Genomic DNA, 17,120 nt, shown 5'->3' on the forward strand with positions numbered 1-17,120 from the left:
AACGCGTAGCAATTGCGGTTGACAGCCAAGCTTCTGCCGCTATGTTCCGCCGCGACGCCACGGCGTCCGCATTTGGTGCGTGCCGGTAGCTCAGTGGTAGAGCATTCGACTTTTAATCGAATGGTCGAGGGTTCGACCCCCTCCCGGCATACCAATATTTTTCAATGACATAGCGACAGTGCTGTCTGCGTTCCGACCTTTCGGGATCAGGACGCGGTCCGGACCGAGGTTCGGCTGGTATCGGCGAGCCATTTCACAAAGGTACGCGCCGATTTGGCGCGGGCCGAGCCCGAGTCATAGATTGCGACATAACTCGGACCGGGCACCCTTATGTGCGGCCATGGCTCGATCAGCTCCCCCTTGGCCAGCAAGTCACCCAATGTCTCGAGCGGACAGACCAGGGGCCCCGCCCCCGCCAGTGCGGCCTCCAATGCCAGATAGAAATGCGGGAAGGCGCTGCTGCGCGTTGCGCTCGGATTGACTTCCGCCGCCGCAAGCCAGGTATCCAGTTCCCCCTGCCGGGTCAGGGCGCGCAACATTTGCACCTTCGTCAAATCTGCGGGTGTGCGAAGCTTGGCCATGGAGGGCGCATTCGGCGATACCGCTAGAATGAGCTGGTCCTGGAGAAATTGCGTTCCCGTCAGGTGCGACGGCACCTGTTGATCGGATCGGATAGCGACGTCGAAAGCGATATCGAGCCAGGTTTCGAGGCTATCGGTCTGGCGGACTTGGATGGCGATGTCCTCAAAGCGCTCCGAAAAACTCCATGCCCGAGGAATGAGCCAGCGCATGGCGAAGGTCGATGGCGCCAGAACCCGCAGCACCGTGGCGCCTTTGTCGCCGCGCAGATCGCGAACCGCCGCGTCGATCAGGTCCCAGGACTGACTAGCCGCTTTCGCCAGCACAAGAGCTTCGGGCGTTGACTGCATGGATTTGCGGTTGTGTTGAAACAGCGGCTGGCCAATCCAACTCTCCAGTGCTGCAATTTGTTTACTAATTGCACCGTGAGTTACGAATAGTTCTTCAGCGGCCTTTGTGACGCTTCCAAGACGAACAACACTCTCGAAAGCGATCAATGATTTCATTGGTGGCAGTTTTATGGACATGCTTTCCGTTAGCTCACATATCCTGCCGTAAAATTCCATTTACGTACTTCATTTCATCACCATAATAGCCGTCATGTACTTAGCAATACTGCAGCAGGCAACCGCAAAGGAGTCACTATGGCCTTTGCGGGTGACGTTCATATGACCGGAGTTTTGTCTTGACGGGCGATCGTGAAATTTCCCCAGCGCTGAGCATCAACGGACGCGACTATCGCTGGCCCGTGGCGCCGGTAGTCGTCATATGCTTTGACGGGTGCGATCCGGCCTATCTGGTCGCGGCCGAACAGGCACATGCCATTCCCAACCTGTCGCGGATGATGCGTGACGGCTTCCATCGCACCGCGCTGGCGGCGATGCCCACCTTCACCAATCCCAACAATGTCGCCATTGCCTGCGGTGCCCCGCCGGCGGTGACCGGGGTGTCGGGCAATTACTATCTCGATCGAGCGACCGGCCGCGAAGTCATGGTGCTCGACGGCCACCAGATGAAGGCCGAAACCATCTTTGCGCGGTTTTCGGCAACCGGCGCCGATGTTGCCGTGGTCACGGCCAAGGACAAGCTGCTGCGATCGCTGGCGCGCAATCATACAGGCATCGCCCTCTCGGCAGAATCCCCGGAAGCCGCCATCGCGGCGATCGGCCCCATCGGCGCATGGGAGCGGCCGGACAAGTATTCCGCCGATCTGTCGCTCTTCGTGCTCGATGCGGGCGTGGCGCTGCTCGAACGCCAGCACTGCGACATCGTCTACCTGTCGCTGTCCGATTATGTGCAGCACAAGCACGCCCCCGAAGAGCCCGAAGCGATCGCCTTCATGGGTGAGGTCGATGCACGGATCGGGCGCCTACTGAAACTGGGTGCTGTCGTCGGCATCGTCGCCGATCACGGCATGAACGACATGGCCGGGCCGGACGGTTCCGCGCGGGTGCTCTATGTGCAGGACGAGCTGGAGCGGGCGTTCGGGCCGGGTGCGGCGCGCGTGATCTGCCCGATCACCGATCCGTTCGTGCGCCACCACGCCTCGCTGGGCGGCTTCGTGCGGGTCTATCGGCGCAATGACGCCCTCGACATGACCGCGATGCAGCACCATCTGGCCGGACTGGACGGCGTCGAGCAGGCGCTACTCGGGCCGGAGGCCTGTGCGCTTTACGAGCTGCCGGAGGAAGGCGAAGGCGACATCGTCGTTATCGCCGCACCCGGCTTTGCGCTCGGTGCGGCCGCGGCCGAGCATGATCTATCGGCGCTTGCCGGACACCGGCTGCGGTCGCATGGCGGCACGGCCGAGCAGAAGGTGCCCTTCATCCTTTCGCATCCCCTCGACCCCGCCTTTGCCGCTCGCGCCGAAGCAGGGCTGCGCAATTTCGATATTTTTGACTACGCCATCAATGGAGTGACGCCGTGACCACCTCTCTTTCGCCGGCCCCCGAGGCCAACAAGCGCGTCGTCCTGATGATCTGCGACGGCCATCGCAACGATTTCGTTCGCGACGATACCTGCCCGCGAATCGCCGATTTCGCCGCGCGCTCGCGCCGCTTCGCCAATCATACTGCCATTTTCCCCTCGGCTACGCGCGCCAGCGCCGCCTCCATCGCGACGGGCTGCTGGCCCGCCAACCATGGCCTGCACGGCAATTCCATGGGCCTGCCCGATGGTGACGGTTTTCGCGTGCACGATGTCGGCGACCCGGCCTTTGTGGGCAAGCTGCGCAATGCCTTCGGCCGCACGCTGAAAGTGCCGACCATGGCCGAACGGCTGGCGCCTTATGGTGGTGCGATCATCGCCTCCAACGTGTCGCCGGGCGCCGCCTATTTCCACGATCCCGATTATTTCGGGCATGTGGTGCATCGTGCCGGCTCGTTCGGCCCCGGCGGCCGCGTGCTGGGCCTGGATGAGGCTCCCGTCGTCAGCCATGACTATGCGGGCGACGAAGCGCTGGCCGACTGGTTCTGCGACGATGTGCTGAGCGTGCGCAAGCCACGCCTGTCGGTGCTGTGGCTGGCCAACCCCGACTCGGCAATGCATGCCGATCAGCTCGGTTCGCAGACGCATCTTGATGGCATTGCCTGCGCCGACCGGGCCTTTGGCCATGTCGAGGACACGGTCGAACGGCTGCGTGCCGAGGGCGAGGACATCCTGTTCCTGCTCGGTTCCGACCATGGCCAGGAAACCGTCTTCGCCCGCGTTGCGGTCGCGGCGCGGCTGATCGACGCCGGCCTCAAGGACAGCGACGACAGCACCGACGTGGTGGTGGCGCCGCAGGGCGGCAGCGGGCTGATCTATGTGGCCGATGCTGCCAAGGATCGCATCCCGGCGATCCTGAATTTCCTGCGGGCCCAGCCCTGGGCCGCCGAGATCTTCTACGGTGACGAGATGCTGCAGCTGGGCCAGCGCCCCGGCAACGGCTTGACCATTGCGCTGGCCATGGCGCGCAACAATGAGCCCAACGCCCTGGGCGTTCCCGGCCAGATCACGCTGTGTGTCAGCGACGACAAGCCGGGCAAGCCCGAAGGCTATGGCAGCCACGGCGGGCTTGGTGCCTACGAACGCCATCCATTCCTAGTCGCCAATGGCGGCGGTTTCGCCCCTGGCACAGTCGAACACGGCGTCACACGCTTGATCGATATTGCACCTACGGTCATGCGTTTCCTGGGCCTTCCCCGGGACGGCATGGACGGTCTGGCCCTCCCTCAGAACTGATCCTCCAGGAGTTCTCAATGAAAAAGTTACTGCTCGCGCTCGCAGCGACGCTGCTGATCGGACAGGCGGCTCTGCCGGCTCTTCCGGTCGCCGCCCAGGAATATGGCGGCACGTTGCACCTGAATTGGGGCACGCTGGATACGACGGATTTCCACCGTCACACCGGCACCATTTCCCTGCCGCATCCCTTTGCCGAAACCCTGACCTCGATCGCCAAGGACGGCAGCCCCAAGCCACTGCTCGCCGAAAGCTGGACCGTTTCGGATGACGGGCTGACCTACACCTTCAAAATCCGCCAGGGCGTGAAGTTCCACAACGGTCGCATCATGACCGCCAAGGACATCCAGGCCAATTTCGAGCGCATTCGCGACAAGGTCGAAGCCGGCTGGCTGACCACGGCGATGACGCATGTCGCAAGCTTCGAGACGCCGGACGACGCGACCTTCATCGTCAAGATGTCCTCGCCGTTCTCGCCTTTCCTCAACCTGATCGCCGAAGCCTGGATCCTGGCCCCGGAATCTCCGGGTTGGGATGATGTCATCACCCAGCCGATCGGTACCGGTCCCTTCACCTTCGATAGCTGGACCCCGCAACTGGTGCTCAAAGGCTCCAAGTTCCCCGACTACTGGATGAAGGGTAAGCCCTATCTCGACGCCGTCGAATTCGACGTGCGCGAGACGGCCGATCCCACGCTCGGCCTGCGTGCTGGCGACTACGATGTCGCCGACGTTCCGCTCGACAAGATCGAACTGCTCAAGGGAGCCGGTTTCGATATCCAGTTCCTGGGCGGCACGAGCTGGAACTTCGTCTCCTTCAACAATCGCAATCCGCGTCCCCCGTTCGATAACGTCCGCATCCGCGAAGCGCTCGAATGGGCTATCGACCGCAATCAGTTCTCCACGATCCTCTCCGGCAAATACGGTGAGCCCGGCAACCAGCCGGTCGGCAAGGACAACTTCTTCTTCGACGCCGATCTCGCCGCCAACGATCTGCACAATGCCCCCGATCTCGAAAAGGCCAAGCAGATCATCGCGGAAGAGGGCATCAAGCCGGCCGACTACAACCTCTATGTGGTCACCACTGCCGGTAGCAAGTTCGGCCCGCTCGTTTCGCAGGTCCTGCGCCAGCTCGGTTTTGGCGTCAATATGAAGACGTTCGACGACCTCGGCTACCAGCGCGCCCTGTCGGAATTCGATTGGGACATCTATCCCGGTGGTTCGGGCGCCCGTAACGACATCTTCCTGCGCTACGTCCGCATGATGAGCGATGGTCCCAATCCGGGCCTCTGGGGCGGCATCCAGGATCCCGCGCTCGACGCCCTGATCAACCAGGCTGCCTCCAACCCTGACCCAGATGCCAGCCGCAAGCTCTATCTCGATGCCTGGAAGCTCGTGATGGACAAGCACTACACCTTCGGCATCAACCAGGCCCCCTCGGCCTTCGGCATCAGCCCCAAGGTGCATGACTTCACGGTTGGCTTCAACAACTCCGCCCACCGGGTCGATGGCGGTCTTGCCTTCACCTGGATCGAGCACTGATCCCAGTCCAAGCTAAACGAAGGGCCCGAAAATGTCGGTCGAAGCCGCTCCCAGAACCTTCCGTCCATCATTGTCGGGCCACAGCCCGCTGACTGTGCTCGCCTACATCATCGTGACGGTCGCCCTCGTGGTGGCCGTCGCCGGCCCCTGGCTCATCACCCAGGACCCGCTGATGTTCAGCGCCGACGTTAATATGCCCCCTGGTAACGGCCACATCCTGGGGACCGACGACGCAGGGCAGGATGTCTATTCCCGCCTGGTCGTCGGCACCGGTCTCAGCCTTTTCTACGGCGCCAGCGCCGCGCTCGTGGCCCTCGTCATCGGCTCCGTCATCGCCCTGCTCGCCATGGCGCTGGGGCGGCCGACTGAAATTGCCCTCTTTGCCTTCATTGACCTGATCCGCGCCCTGCCCGGCATTCTGTTCGCCCTAGCCTGCATCGTCGCCTTTGAGCCCGGCGTCGGCTCCGTGGTGCTGGCGCTCGGCGTGTCCTTCGCTCCCAATTTTGCCCTGATCACCCGCGCCACCTACCTGCAGCAGATGGCCCAGCCCTATACATCCGCAGCCAAGGTGCTCGGTGCCGGGCGCCTGCGCATCGCGCTGGTGCATGTGCTGCCCAACATCGCCGGCGCTCTCATCACCCAGTTCGCCATGATCCTGCCGCGCTGCATCGTTTCGGAATCGGTGCTGAGCTTCCTGGGCCTGGGCGTTTCGCCCGAAACCCCGACCTGGGGCCGCATGATCGCCAGCGCCACCTCCTACATCGAAGAGGCCCCGCACGCCGCGCTCGCGCCCATCATCGCGCTGTCGCTGGTCACTTTCGCGCTGGCCATCGTGGGCAATTCCATCCGCAAACGCTTCAACGTCTCCCGCAAGAGTGTCACGCTATGAACCCGCATCTGCTGCGTCTGCTGGGCTCCATCGGCCTCGATATCCTGCGCTCGCTCGCCATCGCGCTGGGCATTATCATCTTCACCTTTTTCGTCATCCGCATGATCCCCGGCGATGTCGTCGACGTGCGCGGCGTCGAGGGCTCGCTGACCTATTCGCAGCAGACCTCGATGCGCGAAGATCTCGGCCTCAACCAGCCCTGGCTCACCCAGTTCGGCGAATGGAGCGGCATGATCCTCTCCGGCGATCTTGGCGAGTCGTCGCGCTATAACCGGCCCATCGTCGACCTGCTCGCCATCGTCCTGCCCTCGACACTGATGCTCGGCGCCACCGCCCTGGCGATTGGCCTCATCTTCGGCATCAGCCTTCCCACGCTGGCCTGTCTGTTTCCACGATCGATCTTTGTTGGGATCGTCGAGTTCATCACCATCTGGTCCATCACCATGCCGACATTCTCGATCGGGATCATGTCGGTGATCGTCTTTGCTGTATGGCTGGATTGGATACCGGCTATCGGCAATTTCCTCGTCCCGGCCATCATCCTTGGCGTCGATACGACGGGGAGCCTCGCCAAGATGCTCTACGAGGACATGAAGGACGTCGAGTCGAGCGAATATGTCCGCGCCGCTCGGGCCAAGGGTCTCAGCCGTTCCCGCATCATCCTGCGCCACGTCCTGCCCAACGCGCTCTCGGTCACCATCGCGCTGATCGGCATGATGCTAGCCGGCATCTTTACTGGCGCCCTCACCATGGAAGTCGTGTTCGGCCTGCCCGGCCTTGGCACCATGACGCTGCAGGCGATCCAGGGCCGCGACTATCCGGTCGTGCAGGCCATCATCATTTGGCTGGGGCTGGCGGTGATCTTCGCCAACCTCATGACCGAAATCATCCGCAAACTCGTCGACCCCCGCCTGAGGACATCATGACCCAAGCTCCCCTGCTCGCAGTCTCGGACCTGCGCGTCACTATCACGGCGAATGCCGGCACGGCCCGGGTCGTGGATGGCGTGTCGTTCAGCATCGCCGAAGGCCGCACCCTGGCTCTCGTGGGAGAGTCCGGATCGGGCAAATCGATGACGGCGATGTCGCTGCTCGCCCTCACCCCGGCCGGCGTCCAGATCGAAACCATGGGCACCGCGATGTTCGGCGGCCGCGACCTGCTGACGCTGTCGGAGGCTGAATTGCGCCAGGTCCGCGGCCGGCAGATCGCCGTGGTGTTCCAGGACCCCGCCGCGGCGCTCGATCCGCTGATGACCGTCTTCAAGCAGATCCGCGAGTCGCTGCCGCCCGGACAGCGGGGCGATGGCGCGCGGCGCAGAGTGCGCGAACTGCTCGTCGAAGTGGGGCTCGATAGCATACCCCATATCGAGCGCCGCTATCCGCACGAGCTCTCCGGCGGCCAGCAGCAGCGCGTGGCGATCGCCTCGGCCCTGGCCGGCAACCCAAGCCTGCTCATCGCCGACGAGCCCACCACGGCGCTCGACATGACCGTGCAGGCGCAAATCCTGGAGCTGCTCAGTTCGCTCAGGAAGGCACGGCGCATGGCCATGCTGCTGATCACCCATGATCTTGGCGTGGTCGCCGCCCACGCCGATGACGTGGTCGTGCTACGCAAGGGCGTCACGGTGGAAGCCGGGCCAACCGCCAGCGTCATTGCCAAGCCCCGCGACGCCTACACCCAGATGCTGCTCGATAGCCGGCCGCGACTCGATGCCGTCGCCAATTCCGGTGGCAAGCCGGACCAGGCAGCGCCCCTGCTCTCAATCGAGGACCTCACCGTCTCCTATCCCGGCCACAATGCCTTTGCGCGGCGCGTCACCGCCGTCGATGGGGTCAGCCTGTCGCTGCCCCGCGGCAGTGCCCTGGGTATTGTGGGCGAAAGCGGCAGCGGCAAGAGCACCATTGCCAAGGCCATAGTCGGCCTCACGCCGATCGAAGGCGGCTCGATCTCCTTCGATGGCAAACGCCTGGTCAATCCCGGATCGATGCCCGCCGCGATGCGCGCGCGCCTGCAATACATTTTCCAGGACTCCTACGGCGCGCTCAATCCACGCATGACCGTGGAGAAGGCGATAGGCGAGCCCTTCGCCATCACCGGCATGCCGCATCGGCAGCGGCGCGACGCCATCGTCGCCCTGCTGAACGAGGTGGGCCTTTCGGACACCCTGCTGGGGCGTCTGCCGCGCGAATTGTCGGGCGGCCAGCGACAGCGCGTCAACATCGCCCGCGCCCTCGCGCTGTCGCCCGAAGTGCTCATCTGCGACGAGATCGTCTCCGCGCTGGACGTGTCCATCCAGGCCCAGGTGATAAAGCTGCTCAAGGAGTTGCAGCGCAGCCGCTCGCTGAGCTTGTTGTTCATCAGCCACGACCTTGGCGTCATCGCCGAAATTTGCGACCGCGTCATGGTGATGCGCGCCGGCAAGGTTCTTGAGGAAGGCCCGGTACGGACCGTTTTCGATACGCCGACCCAACCCTACACCCGCGGACTTCTGGCCGCGGCCGAAGCATTGGAGGGAGTTGGTTCGCATCCGCGCCCGTCCGCCGGCGTGCTGGCCATCCAGCCGGCCGAGGCGCTGCTGACGCACTAGGAGGCGGGAGGGGAACTCGGCGTGAGCTTGACGCTGCCGAGCAGCGTGGGCTAACAACTGGCCAAAGCAATTGATTTTTCATCGCTTTGAGTTGCGGGGTTCGACCCTTTCCCGGCGTGCCATTCTCCTTCCATCTGGCGGTTAGCCCATGTCCCAGGACACTATCGATCTGGTCAAGGTGATGGTGGTGAGCCTGCTCATCTTCGCCGTCAGCACTATGGCCGTCGTCTATCTGCTGGTCCTGTTCCGTACCTATGGCGGGGCCGTGCCGGTGATCGGCAAGCTGCCGAGCCTCGATCTTGGCGCGATCATCCCCGCGCTGGCGGAGACGCGACTGTTCGTCATTTTGGGCGCCATGTTCGTGATGGGCAGCGGCATCAGCCTGATCCTGACCAGCGTCACCATCGATATGGCGATGCTCATTATTGCCAAGGCGATGAGCCTGCTGATCACCGCGATGTTCGGCGTGCTGGCCGGCCTCTGGGGCTATGTACGGCTGTCGCAGGGCACCGAGTTGGCGCTGCCGGGCATCAACCGTCTGGCAATCGCGCTGATCGTGTTCTTCGTGCTGTCGTCGCTCTTGCGCAACGCAACCTTCCGCGGCTGGGGCGCCATGCGGCTCGTCGCGGCGCTTGCCATGATCATCCTGGCGCCGGTGCTGCTGGTCTCGCTCTAGGCGGCCAGTGTTACCACGACCGCACCGCGCGGCGTTGCCACCACCGTATGCTCATACTGCACGCAAGGCGCTGACGGCCGAGCCACCAGCGTCCATTCGTCATCCGCCGATTTCTGATCGGCCATCCTGCCGCCCAGCGACAAAAACGGCTCGATGGTGAACACTAGGCCATTGGTCATACGGCGGCGTTCGGACTTGTCGGGCCAGGTCGAGATTTCGCCCGGCTCGTCATGCAGGCTGTCGCCGACGCCATGGCTGGCGAGATTGCGGATCAGCGTATAGCCGCCCTTGCTGGCGAATTTGCCGATGGCGTCGCCGATGTCGGCCAGCGGCGCCCCTGCCCGCACGGCACGAATACCGGCCCACATGGCCTTCTTGCCATCGCGGCACAGCGCGTCGAGCTTACTGCTGCTGGGCGCGACGACAAAAGACGCGCCGGTATCGGCGAAGACGCCGTCTTTTTCCGCCGACACGTCGATATTGACCAGATCGCCAGGCTGGATCACCCGATCGCCGGGAATGCCGTGGGCGATTTCCTCGTTGATCGAGATGCAGGTGGCGCCCGGAAAATCATAGGTGATCTGCGGCGCCGATAGCGCCCCGTGCCGGGCCAGTAGAATCCGGCCCAGATCATCAAGCTCCGCCGTAGTCATGCCCGGACGCATGGCGGCTGCCATGGCGTCGCGGGTCAGGGCGCAGATGCGGCCGATGGCCTTGAGTTTTTCGAGTTGCTCGTCGGTTTCGATCGTCAAATGCTTAGCCCTTGTGGCTCAAATAGTAGCCCAACAGGCCCTTTGTAGAGCTGTCGTGACCGTCGCTGCTGGCCTCGCCTTTTACCTTTGGCAACAAGGCCTTGGCGAGCTGCTTGCCGAGTTCGACGCCCCACTGGTCATAGGAATTGATGTTCCAGATGACGCCCTGGACGAACACCTTGTGCTCATACATGGCGACCAGCGTACCCAGCATTTCTGGCGTCAATTGCGGATAAAACAGCGTGTTGGACGGGCGATTGCCGGGGAACACCTTATGCGGCGCTAGCTCCTTGATCTTGCCCTTATCAAGGCCTTGCGCCTTGAGTTCGAGGATAACCTCTTCCTCGGTCTTGCCCAGCATCAGCGCTTCAGACTGCGCCAGCACGTTGGCAACCAGCTTGTCGTGATGCGGCGGCAGGCTCTCATGCGGCTTGGCGGCGATCAGGAAATCGGTCGGGATAACGTCGGTGCCCTGATGAATCAGCTGGAAGAAGGCGTGCTGGCCATTAGTGCCCGGCTCGCCCCAGACGATGGCGCCGGTCGACCAGCCAACGGCCTTGCCGCCCAGCGTCACGGACTTGCCGTTGCTCTCCATATCGAGCTGCTGCAGATAGGCCGGCAGGCGCGACAGGCGCTGGTCGTAGGGGATCACGGCCTGGGTCGAAAAACCCCAGACATTGCGATACCAGACGCCGAGCAAGCCAAGAATAACGGGTAGATTCTGCTCCAACGGCGTGGTCAGGAAATGCTGATCCATCGCATCGGCGCCCTTGAGAATCTTGGCGAAATTCTCGTAGCCGACGGCCAGCGCCACCGGCAGCCCGATGGCCGACCAGATCGAATAACGCCCGCCGACCCAGTCCCAGAAACCGAAAATGCGGTCTTCGCGGATGCCGAAGCCCTTGCAGGCCTCGATATTGGTCGAAACGGCGGCGAAATGATCGGCGACCGCATGATCGCCTAGAGCGTCGGCGATCCACTTCCGGGCGGAGGCGGCATTGGTCATGGTTTCGTCGGTGGTGAAGGTCTTGGACGCGATGATGAACATCGTCGTCTGCGGCTTCAGCCGCTTGAGCACGTCATGGATATGCGCGCCGTCGACATTGGAGACGTAATGCGCGTGCAGGTCGGCGCGGGTATAGGGCTCCAGCGCCAGCGTGACCATGGCCGGGCCGAGGTCCGAGCCACCGATGCCGATGTTCACCACATCGGTGATCTGCTCGTTGGTGTGGCTGCGAATGACGCCATTGCGCACGTCATTGGTGTAGCTCTCGATATGCGACAGCACGGCGCGGATATCGGGCATCACATCCTTGCCGTCGACCGGAACCGGCTTATCGCCCTGATAGCGCAGCGCCATATGCATCACGGCGCGGTCTTCGGTGATGTTGATATGCTCGCCCTCGCACATCTGGGTCCGGCGTTCCTCGACGCCGGCGGCCCGCGTCAGGTCGAACAAGGCGGCCATCACGTCTTCGTCGATGCGGTTCTTGGAATAGTCGAGCAGCAGGTCGCCGGCCGTGGCGGAATAGCGCTTGAAGCGGTTCGGATCGATGGCGAACTGAACGCGCATCGGCGTTTCCGCGAGGCGCTTCTTATGCTTGTCGAGCGACGCGAAACTGGCCTTGCGCCCTGATTTTGCCATGTCGATAAACCTTTTCTGAACGCTGGATAGACGGTTTTAGAGCGGCGGCAGGTCGCCGGCGTCCCACGATGAACGGGTCGCGGCGGCGAAGTCGGAAAAACTATTGATCTCTATCGCCGCGCGGGCCCCTTGGACCAGCTCTTGATAATAGGCCAGGTTGATCTGGGAAAGGATCATTGCGCCTAAAATCTCTTCGGTCCTGACCAGATGATGAAGATAGGCGCGCGAAAAACGGCGGCAATTGGAATTGGGCGACGCTTCGTCGATGGGACGATGATCATCCTTATGCCGGGCGTTTTTCAGGTTGATGACGCCGAACCGGCTATAGACATGACCGTGGCGGCCAGCCCGGGTCGGATGGACGCAATCGAACATGTCGATGCCGCGCCCGATGGCGCCCAGAATATCATCGGGCTTGCCGACGCCCATCAGGTAGCGCGGACGATCGGTCGGCAGCTCCGGCGTGATCTCTTCGATGACGCGGAACATGACTTCCTGTGGTTCGCCCACGGCGAGGCCGCCGACCGAGTAACCATCAAAGCCGATTGAGGTCAGTCCTGCCGCTGAACGGGCACGCAGTTCAGCAGAGTCCCCGCCCTGCACGATGCCGAACAGCGCGCGGTTCTGCTGGTTGTTGAACGCGGTCTTGGAGCGGTCAGCCCAGCGGAGCGACAGCTCCATGGCGCGCTCCATTTCCTTGTACTCGGCCGGTAGCGCGATGCACTCGTCGAGCTGCATAATGATGTCGCTGTCGAGCAGCGTCTGGATCTCGATGGAACGCTCGGGCGTCAGCTCATACGCGGTGCCGTCGATATGCGAGCGGAAGGTCACGCCCTTCTCTGTCAACTTGCGCAGCTTGCTGAGCGACATGACCTGGAAGCCACCGCTATCGGTTAGGATCGGCCGCTGCCAGTCCATGAAGGTGTGCAGACCACCAAGCCCGGCAACGCGCTCGGCACCGGGCCGCAGCATCAGGTGATAGGTGTTGCCCAAGAGGATATCGGCGCCGGTTTCGCGTACCTGTTCGGGATACATGGCTTTGACGGTGCCGAGCGTGCCCACGGGCATGAAGGCGGGGGTCTGGATATCGCCGCGCGGTGTATCGATGCGGCCGCGCCGCGCCATGCCGTCGGTGGCGGAAAGGGTAAAAGTCACTTGTTTCATGGCGGGGTTTCTAGCTGGTCGCGCCAATGGTAACAACCACTGCGTGCAGCCGATTATGGCACCGCGCCAACACCGAGGTTGCCCATGCTTCGCCTACTGTCCGCCGCCATGATGTTCGCGGCCCTGAGCACTGTCGCCTACGCGCAGGAAGGCAGCTATGCGGGCAGTGGCGAGGGCGAGTTGACAGCGGTCATCCAGGCGCCGGGAGCGGACGGCTTTACCGAAATCGAGCTGTCGACGGCGACGCCGATCGAAGACGGCATGGGCGGTTGCTCCGGCGAGGTCAACGGCAGCGCGGAACTCAACAAGGCTGGAGGCACCTTTTACGCCTCTAACGAAGACTACGACCCAGCAGACGAATTCAGCGACGAATATTGCGAAGTCGCCATGACCTTCAAAAACGGCAAGCTCGTTATCGAGGAAGGCCCGGGCTGCATGCAGTACCACGGCGCCGCCTGCGGCTTTACCGGCGAGCTGACGCTGGACAAGGGCGCGAACTAAAGCCCGTTCTCGTCTTCCGGCATCTCGGCGCGCATCAGCAGCGACGAGTCGCCATACGAATAGAACCGATAGCCCTTTGCGATGGCGTGCTGGTAGGCGTCGCGCATGACATCCATGCCCGCAAAAGCGCTGACCAGCATGAACAACGTCGACTTGGGCAAGTGGAAATTGGTCATCAGCACATCGACCGTCTTGAAGCGGAAGCCCGGCGTGATGAAAATCGAGGTATCGCCGCTGAACGGTTTCAGCGCGCCGGTGCGCACTGAGGCGGATTCGAGCAGGCGCAAGCTGGTGGTGCCAACCGCGACGATGCGACCGCCAGCGGCCTTGGCGGCCAAGATGCGCTCGACAGTCGCCTGGTCGATCTCGCCCCATTCGGCATGCATGACGTGATCGTCGGTGTCCTCGGCCTTCATCGGCAGGAAAGTCCCTGCTCCCACATGGAGCGTCACCCGCTCGATTGTGACGCCGTGATCGGCCAGCTTTTGCAGCAGCTCTTCGGTGAAGTGCAGCCCGGCGGTGGGCGCGGCGACGGCGCCGTCATGGGCGGCATAGACCGTCTGGTAGTCGGTCTTGTCGCGATCCTCGATAGCGCGCTTGGCGCCGATATAAGGCGGCAGCGGCATGGCGCCGTGCGACTTGATCGCCTCGTCGAGCGCCGCGCCACCGAGATCGAATTCCAGTGTGACCTCGCCGGTCTCTCCCTTGCCGGCGACCCGAGCAGTCAGCGCCGTGCCATCGCCATTGCCGAGTTCAAGCCGGTCGAGCAGCGCCAGCCGCTTGGCCGGACGGGCGAAGGCGCGCCAGGTATGGGCATCGTCGCGCTTGTGCAGGTTGAACGACACCGAGGCGCGGTTGTCGCCGCGAATACGGGTGCCGCGTAGTTCGGCTGGCAGCACGCGCGTATCATTGATCACCAACACGTCGCCCGGCTTCAACAGCCAGAGCAGATCGGGAATATGGCGATCGGACAGGCCATGGACCGGGTCCACCACCAGCAGGCGCGCAGAATCGCGCGGCTCGGCCGGATGGAGCGCAATGAGGGATTCGGGGAGGTCGAAGTCGAAATCGGAAACACGCATGCGGCGTGGTTAGCACGGCTTATGCGGACATCGAAGTGCTTTATCGGACTACCATACCTCCGCCGCCGAGCGGCCGCCGCGCACGGTGCAACTGACGGGCCAGACGCCGCCGCCATCGACAGCAAGCGCGCCGGTAACGAGGGTGACCTGGCCTTCGGAGGCAATCACCAAGCGTAGCGACAGCGCCTTGTGCTCGCGGTCGGTCTCGTCCTTCCAGTTGACGTCGACGCCCTGGAAATCCGTGCCGGAAAACTGCTTGCCGATATATTCACCATCGAAATCAGGATGGGCCGGATCGGTCGAGACGCCGATGTCGTCGACGATCTGCATCTGCACGCGCTGGAACGGCGCTTCGCCGTGCTGATGGTCGAATTCAAGCGTGACCTCGCCCCTGTCATCGGCGCAGTCAAAGGTTTCGAAGGCCAGAGCCGGCGTCGCGGACATGCAGGCGACGGCGATGAGTGCCGAGGAGTGAAGGCGCATGGTCAAAATTCCCGATCTGGCGCAGTTCTGGCGCAGGAAAGCTGAACGCAAGCTGAGGGACGGGAAGCAGCCCCCACCTATCCTCCCCTGCAGGGGGAGGATTCTCGCCACTCTTGGGGTTCGATCGAGTCTCGGCCACAAGACGGCTCCTCCCCCTTCAGGGGGAGGATGGGTGGGGGTATTCTCACTTACTCGGTCAGATCAGCCGCGACGCGGACGGTGACCATCTTGTCGGGGTTCTGCACGGGCTCGCCGCGCTTGATCTGGTCGACGTTTTCCATGCCTTCGATGACATTGCCCCAAACAGTATACTGCTTGTTGAGGAAGGGCGCGTCGGCGAAGCAGATGAAGAACTGCGAATTGGCGCTGTCGGGATTGGACGAGCGGGCCATCGACGCCGTGCCGCGAACGTGCGGCTCAGCCGAGAATTCCTGCTTCAGGTCGGGGTACTTCGAGCCGCCGGTGCCGGTGCCGCGCGGGTCGCCGGTCTGGGCCATGAAGCCGTCGATGACGCGGTGGAACACGATATTGTCGTAGAAGTTTTCGCGCGCAAGCTTCTTGATGTGGGCGACATGGTTGGGCGCCAGGTCGGGGCGCAGGGCGATGACGACTTTGCCCTTGGTGGTTTCGATGACGAGGGTGTTTTCGGGATCAGCGTAATCGGCCATGGGGCTCACTTTCTGAGTTTTTATGGAATGCGTGGTGCGCATGTAAGGGGAATGGGCTTGCGGTGCAAGGCATACCCCCACCTGGCCTCCCCCTGGAAGGGGGAGGAACAGACCGAGTCTGTGGCACATCTCGCCAAGCCACAAAACGATTCCTCCCCCTTCCAGGGGGAGGTTAGGTAGGGGTGAAGCTCGAGCTTACTTATATTCGATCTTCGCCGAGATGATGCTGTCCGGACCATCGACGACACCACTCTGGTCGGTGCCCTTCTTCAGCGCATCCACGGCTTCCATGCCGGAAACGACCTTGCCGAACACGGTGTACTGGCCATCGAGGAAGCTGGCATCCGCGTAGGTGATGAAGAACTGCGAATTGGCGCTATCGGGATCGGAGGCGCGGGCCATGCCGAGCACGCCGCGCTGGAAGGAAACCGAAGTCGTGAATTCGGCCTTCAGGTCCGGCAGGTCCGAACCGCCGGTGCCGTCGCCCTTGGGATCGCCGGTTTGGGCCATGAAGCCATCGATGACGCGGTGGAACTTGAGGCCGTTATAGAAGCCCTGATTGGTCAGGGTGACGATGCGCTCGACATGGGCAGGCGCCAGGTCGGGCAGCAGCTCGATATCGACATCGCCCTTGGGCAGCGTCAGGATCAGGTGGGGCGTGCCGGCGGGCGTCTGGGCCCAGGCGGGAGCGGCGAAAACGGTGGCGGCGGCAATGGCGAGCGCACCAAACAGACGGCGGGAAATGGCGATCATTTGGATTTCAGGGCCTTGAGAACAAGCTGCGGGACGAAGGCGGAAATGTCGCCGCCCATTTCGGCTATCTGGCGCACCAATGTGGCCGAGATGTGCCGCACGGGCGGGCTGGACGGCAGGAAAACGGTCTGCAGGTCGGGCGCCATCTGGGCGTTCATGCCGACCATCTGCATCTCGTAATTATAGTCGGTAGTATCGCGCAACCCGCGGATGATCAGCTTGGCCCCATGCTCGCGTGCGGCGGTGACCATCAGCCCGCCGAAGTCGACGATTTTGAACTCGGTATCGGTGCGTTTGCCCACCGGCGCCAGCACCTGTTCGAGCAGAGCCAGTCGGTCCTCGTGGGCAAAAAGGGGCGTTTTCTTGCCCGAGTTGATGCCAACGGCGACGACCAGCGTATCAACCAGCTTGCAGGCCCGCTCGATGACGTCGAGATGGCCATTGGTCACCGGATCGAACGAGCCGGGATAAAAGCCCACCAATTTGCTCATCGTGCCCTCCCCAAGTTGTTGTCGGGTTTTGTCACGGTGGGTGAGTCAAGGCAAGCGCGGGGTGCCCGGATCGACGCATTTGCGGGTATC

17 protein-coding genes and 1 tRNA gene are annotated in these 17,120 nt (G+C 62.8%); 9 read left to right on the forward strand and 9 right to left on the reverse strand.

Annotation, left to right across the window (positions count from 1 at the left end; all coding sequences use genetic code 11):
- Positions 1-79 precede the first annotated feature (79 nt).
- Positions 80-154: transfer RNA gene (locus JWR51_RS11795), tRNA-Lys, on the forward strand.
- 52 nt (positions 155-206) lie between these two features.
- Here the strand turns inward: JWR51_RS11795 and JWR51_RS11800 are convergent.
- Positions 207-1,145 (reverse strand): LysR substrate-binding domain-containing protein, encoded by a 939-nt coding sequence (locus JWR51_RS11800; protein ID WP_299747600.1) that lies wholly within the window; start codon positions 1,143-1,145, stop codon positions 207-209.
- 119 nt (positions 1,146-1,264) lie between these two features.
- Between JWR51_RS11800 and phnA the strand changes: the two genes are divergently transcribed.
- The 7 genes from phnA (at position 1,265) to JWR51_RS11835 (ending at position 9,491) form a co-directional block, all read left to right on the forward strand.
- Entirely contained in the window at positions 1,265-2,506 is a 1,242-nt protein-coding gene (phnA, locus tag JWR51_RS11805; protein WP_299747602.1) for a phosphonoacetate hydrolase, read from the forward strand.
- Entirely contained in the window at positions 2,503-3,801 is a 1,299-nt protein-coding gene (locus tag JWR51_RS11810; protein ID WP_299747604.1) for an alkaline phosphatase family protein, read from the forward strand. The genes phnA and JWR51_RS11810 overlap by 4 nt, the downstream gene beginning before the upstream one ends.
- A gap of 17 nt (positions 3,802-3,818) precedes the next feature.
- A complete protein-coding gene (locus JWR51_RS11815; RefSeq protein WP_299747606.1) occupies positions 3,819-5,339 on the forward strand; it encodes an ABC transporter substrate-binding protein in 1,521 nt (506 codons plus the stop codon).
- Between the two features lie 31 nt (positions 5,340-5,370).
- Entirely contained in the window at positions 5,371-6,228 is an 858-nt protein-coding gene (locus tag JWR51_RS11820) for an ABC transporter permease (protein ID WP_299747608.1), read from the forward strand.
- A complete protein-coding gene (locus JWR51_RS11825) occupies positions 6,225-7,154 on the forward strand; it encodes an ABC transporter permease (RefSeq protein WP_299747609.1) in 930 nt (309 codons plus the stop codon). The genes JWR51_RS11820 and JWR51_RS11825 overlap by 4 nt, the downstream gene beginning before the upstream one ends.
- Positions 7,151-8,815, forward strand: a complete 1,665-nt coding sequence (locus JWR51_RS11830) for an ABC transporter ATP-binding protein (RefSeq protein WP_299747611.1) — start codon at positions 7,151-7,153, stop codon at positions 8,813-8,815. The genes JWR51_RS11825 and JWR51_RS11830 overlap by 4 nt, the downstream gene beginning before the upstream one ends.
- A gap of 148 nt (positions 8,816-8,963) precedes the next feature.
- Complete coding sequence (locus JWR51_RS11835; protein ID WP_299747613.1) at positions 8,964-9,491, forward strand: hypothetical protein; 528 nt, start codon at positions 8,964-8,966, stop codon at positions 9,489-9,491.
- Here JWR51_RS11835 and map read toward each other — a convergent pair.
- From map to tgt, 3 genes are read right to left on the reverse strand one after another with little or no spacing between them, the layout of a single operon-like run.
- Positions 9,488-10,243 (reverse strand): type I methionyl aminopeptidase, encoded by a 756-nt coding sequence (map, locus tag JWR51_RS11840; RefSeq protein WP_299747615.1) that lies wholly within the window; start codon positions 10,241-10,243, stop codon positions 9,488-9,490. The two genes, JWR51_RS11835 and map, sit on opposite strands and share 4 nt — an antisense overlap.
- 4 nt (positions 10,244-10,247) lie before the next feature.
- Positions 10,248-11,888, reverse strand: coding sequence for a glucose-6-phosphate isomerase (gene pgi / locus JWR51_RS11845; RefSeq protein ID WP_299747617.1), 1,641 nt, complete (start codon positions 11,886-11,888; stop codon positions 10,248-10,250).
- Positions 11,889-11,924: 36 nt separating this feature from the next.
- Positions 11,925-13,052: a tRNA guanosine(34) transglycosylase Tgt gene (tgt, locus tag JWR51_RS11850; RefSeq protein WP_299747619.1), complete on the reverse strand. Its 1,128-nt coding sequence runs from the start codon at positions 13,050-13,052 to the stop codon at positions 11,925-11,927.
- Positions 13,053-13,136: 84 nt separating this feature from the next.
- Between tgt and JWR51_RS11855 the strand changes: the two genes are divergently transcribed.
- Positions 13,137-13,553 (forward strand): hypothetical protein, encoded by a 417-nt coding sequence (locus tag JWR51_RS11855; protein ID WP_299747621.1) that lies wholly within the window; start codon positions 13,137-13,139, stop codon positions 13,551-13,553.
- Here the strand turns inward: JWR51_RS11855 and queA are convergent.
- The 5 genes from queA to coaD all read right to left on the reverse strand — a co-directional run bounded on the left by queA (position 13,550) and on the right by coaD (position 17,030).
- Positions 13,550-14,635, reverse strand: coding sequence for a tRNA preQ1(34) S-adenosylmethionine ribosyltransferase-isomerase QueA (gene queA, locus JWR51_RS11860; protein ID WP_299747623.1), 1,086 nt, complete (start codon positions 14,633-14,635; stop codon positions 13,550-13,552). The two genes, JWR51_RS11855 and queA, sit on opposite strands and share 4 nt — an antisense overlap.
- A gap of 48 nt (positions 14,636-14,683) precedes the next feature.
- Positions 14,684-15,118, reverse strand: coding sequence for a hypothetical protein (locus JWR51_RS11865; protein ID WP_299747625.1), 435 nt, complete (start codon positions 15,116-15,118; stop codon positions 14,684-14,686).
- Between the two features lie 188 nt (positions 15,119-15,306).
- Entirely contained in the window at positions 15,307-15,786 is a 480-nt protein-coding gene (locus tag JWR51_RS11870; protein WP_299747626.1) for a peptidylprolyl isomerase, read from the reverse strand.
- A gap of 195 nt (positions 15,787-15,981) precedes the next feature.
- A complete protein-coding gene (locus JWR51_RS11875; protein ID WP_299747628.1) occupies positions 15,982-16,539 on the reverse strand; it encodes a peptidylprolyl isomerase in 558 nt (185 codons plus the stop codon).
- The gene (gene coaD / locus JWR51_RS11880; protein WP_299721779.1) at positions 16,536-17,030 is read right to left on the reverse strand and encodes a pantetheine-phosphate adenylyltransferase; all 495 of its coding nucleotides are present in this window, start codon (positions 17,028-17,030) and stop codon (positions 16,536-16,538) included. The genes JWR51_RS11875 and coaD overlap by 4 nt, the downstream gene beginning before the upstream one ends.
- Positions 17,031-17,120 lie beyond the last annotated feature (90 nt).

Origin of the sequence: Devosia sp., from assembly GCF_028290625.1 — a bacterium.
GTDB lineage: Bacteria > Pseudomonadota > Alphaproteobacteria > Rhizobiales > Devosiaceae > Devosia.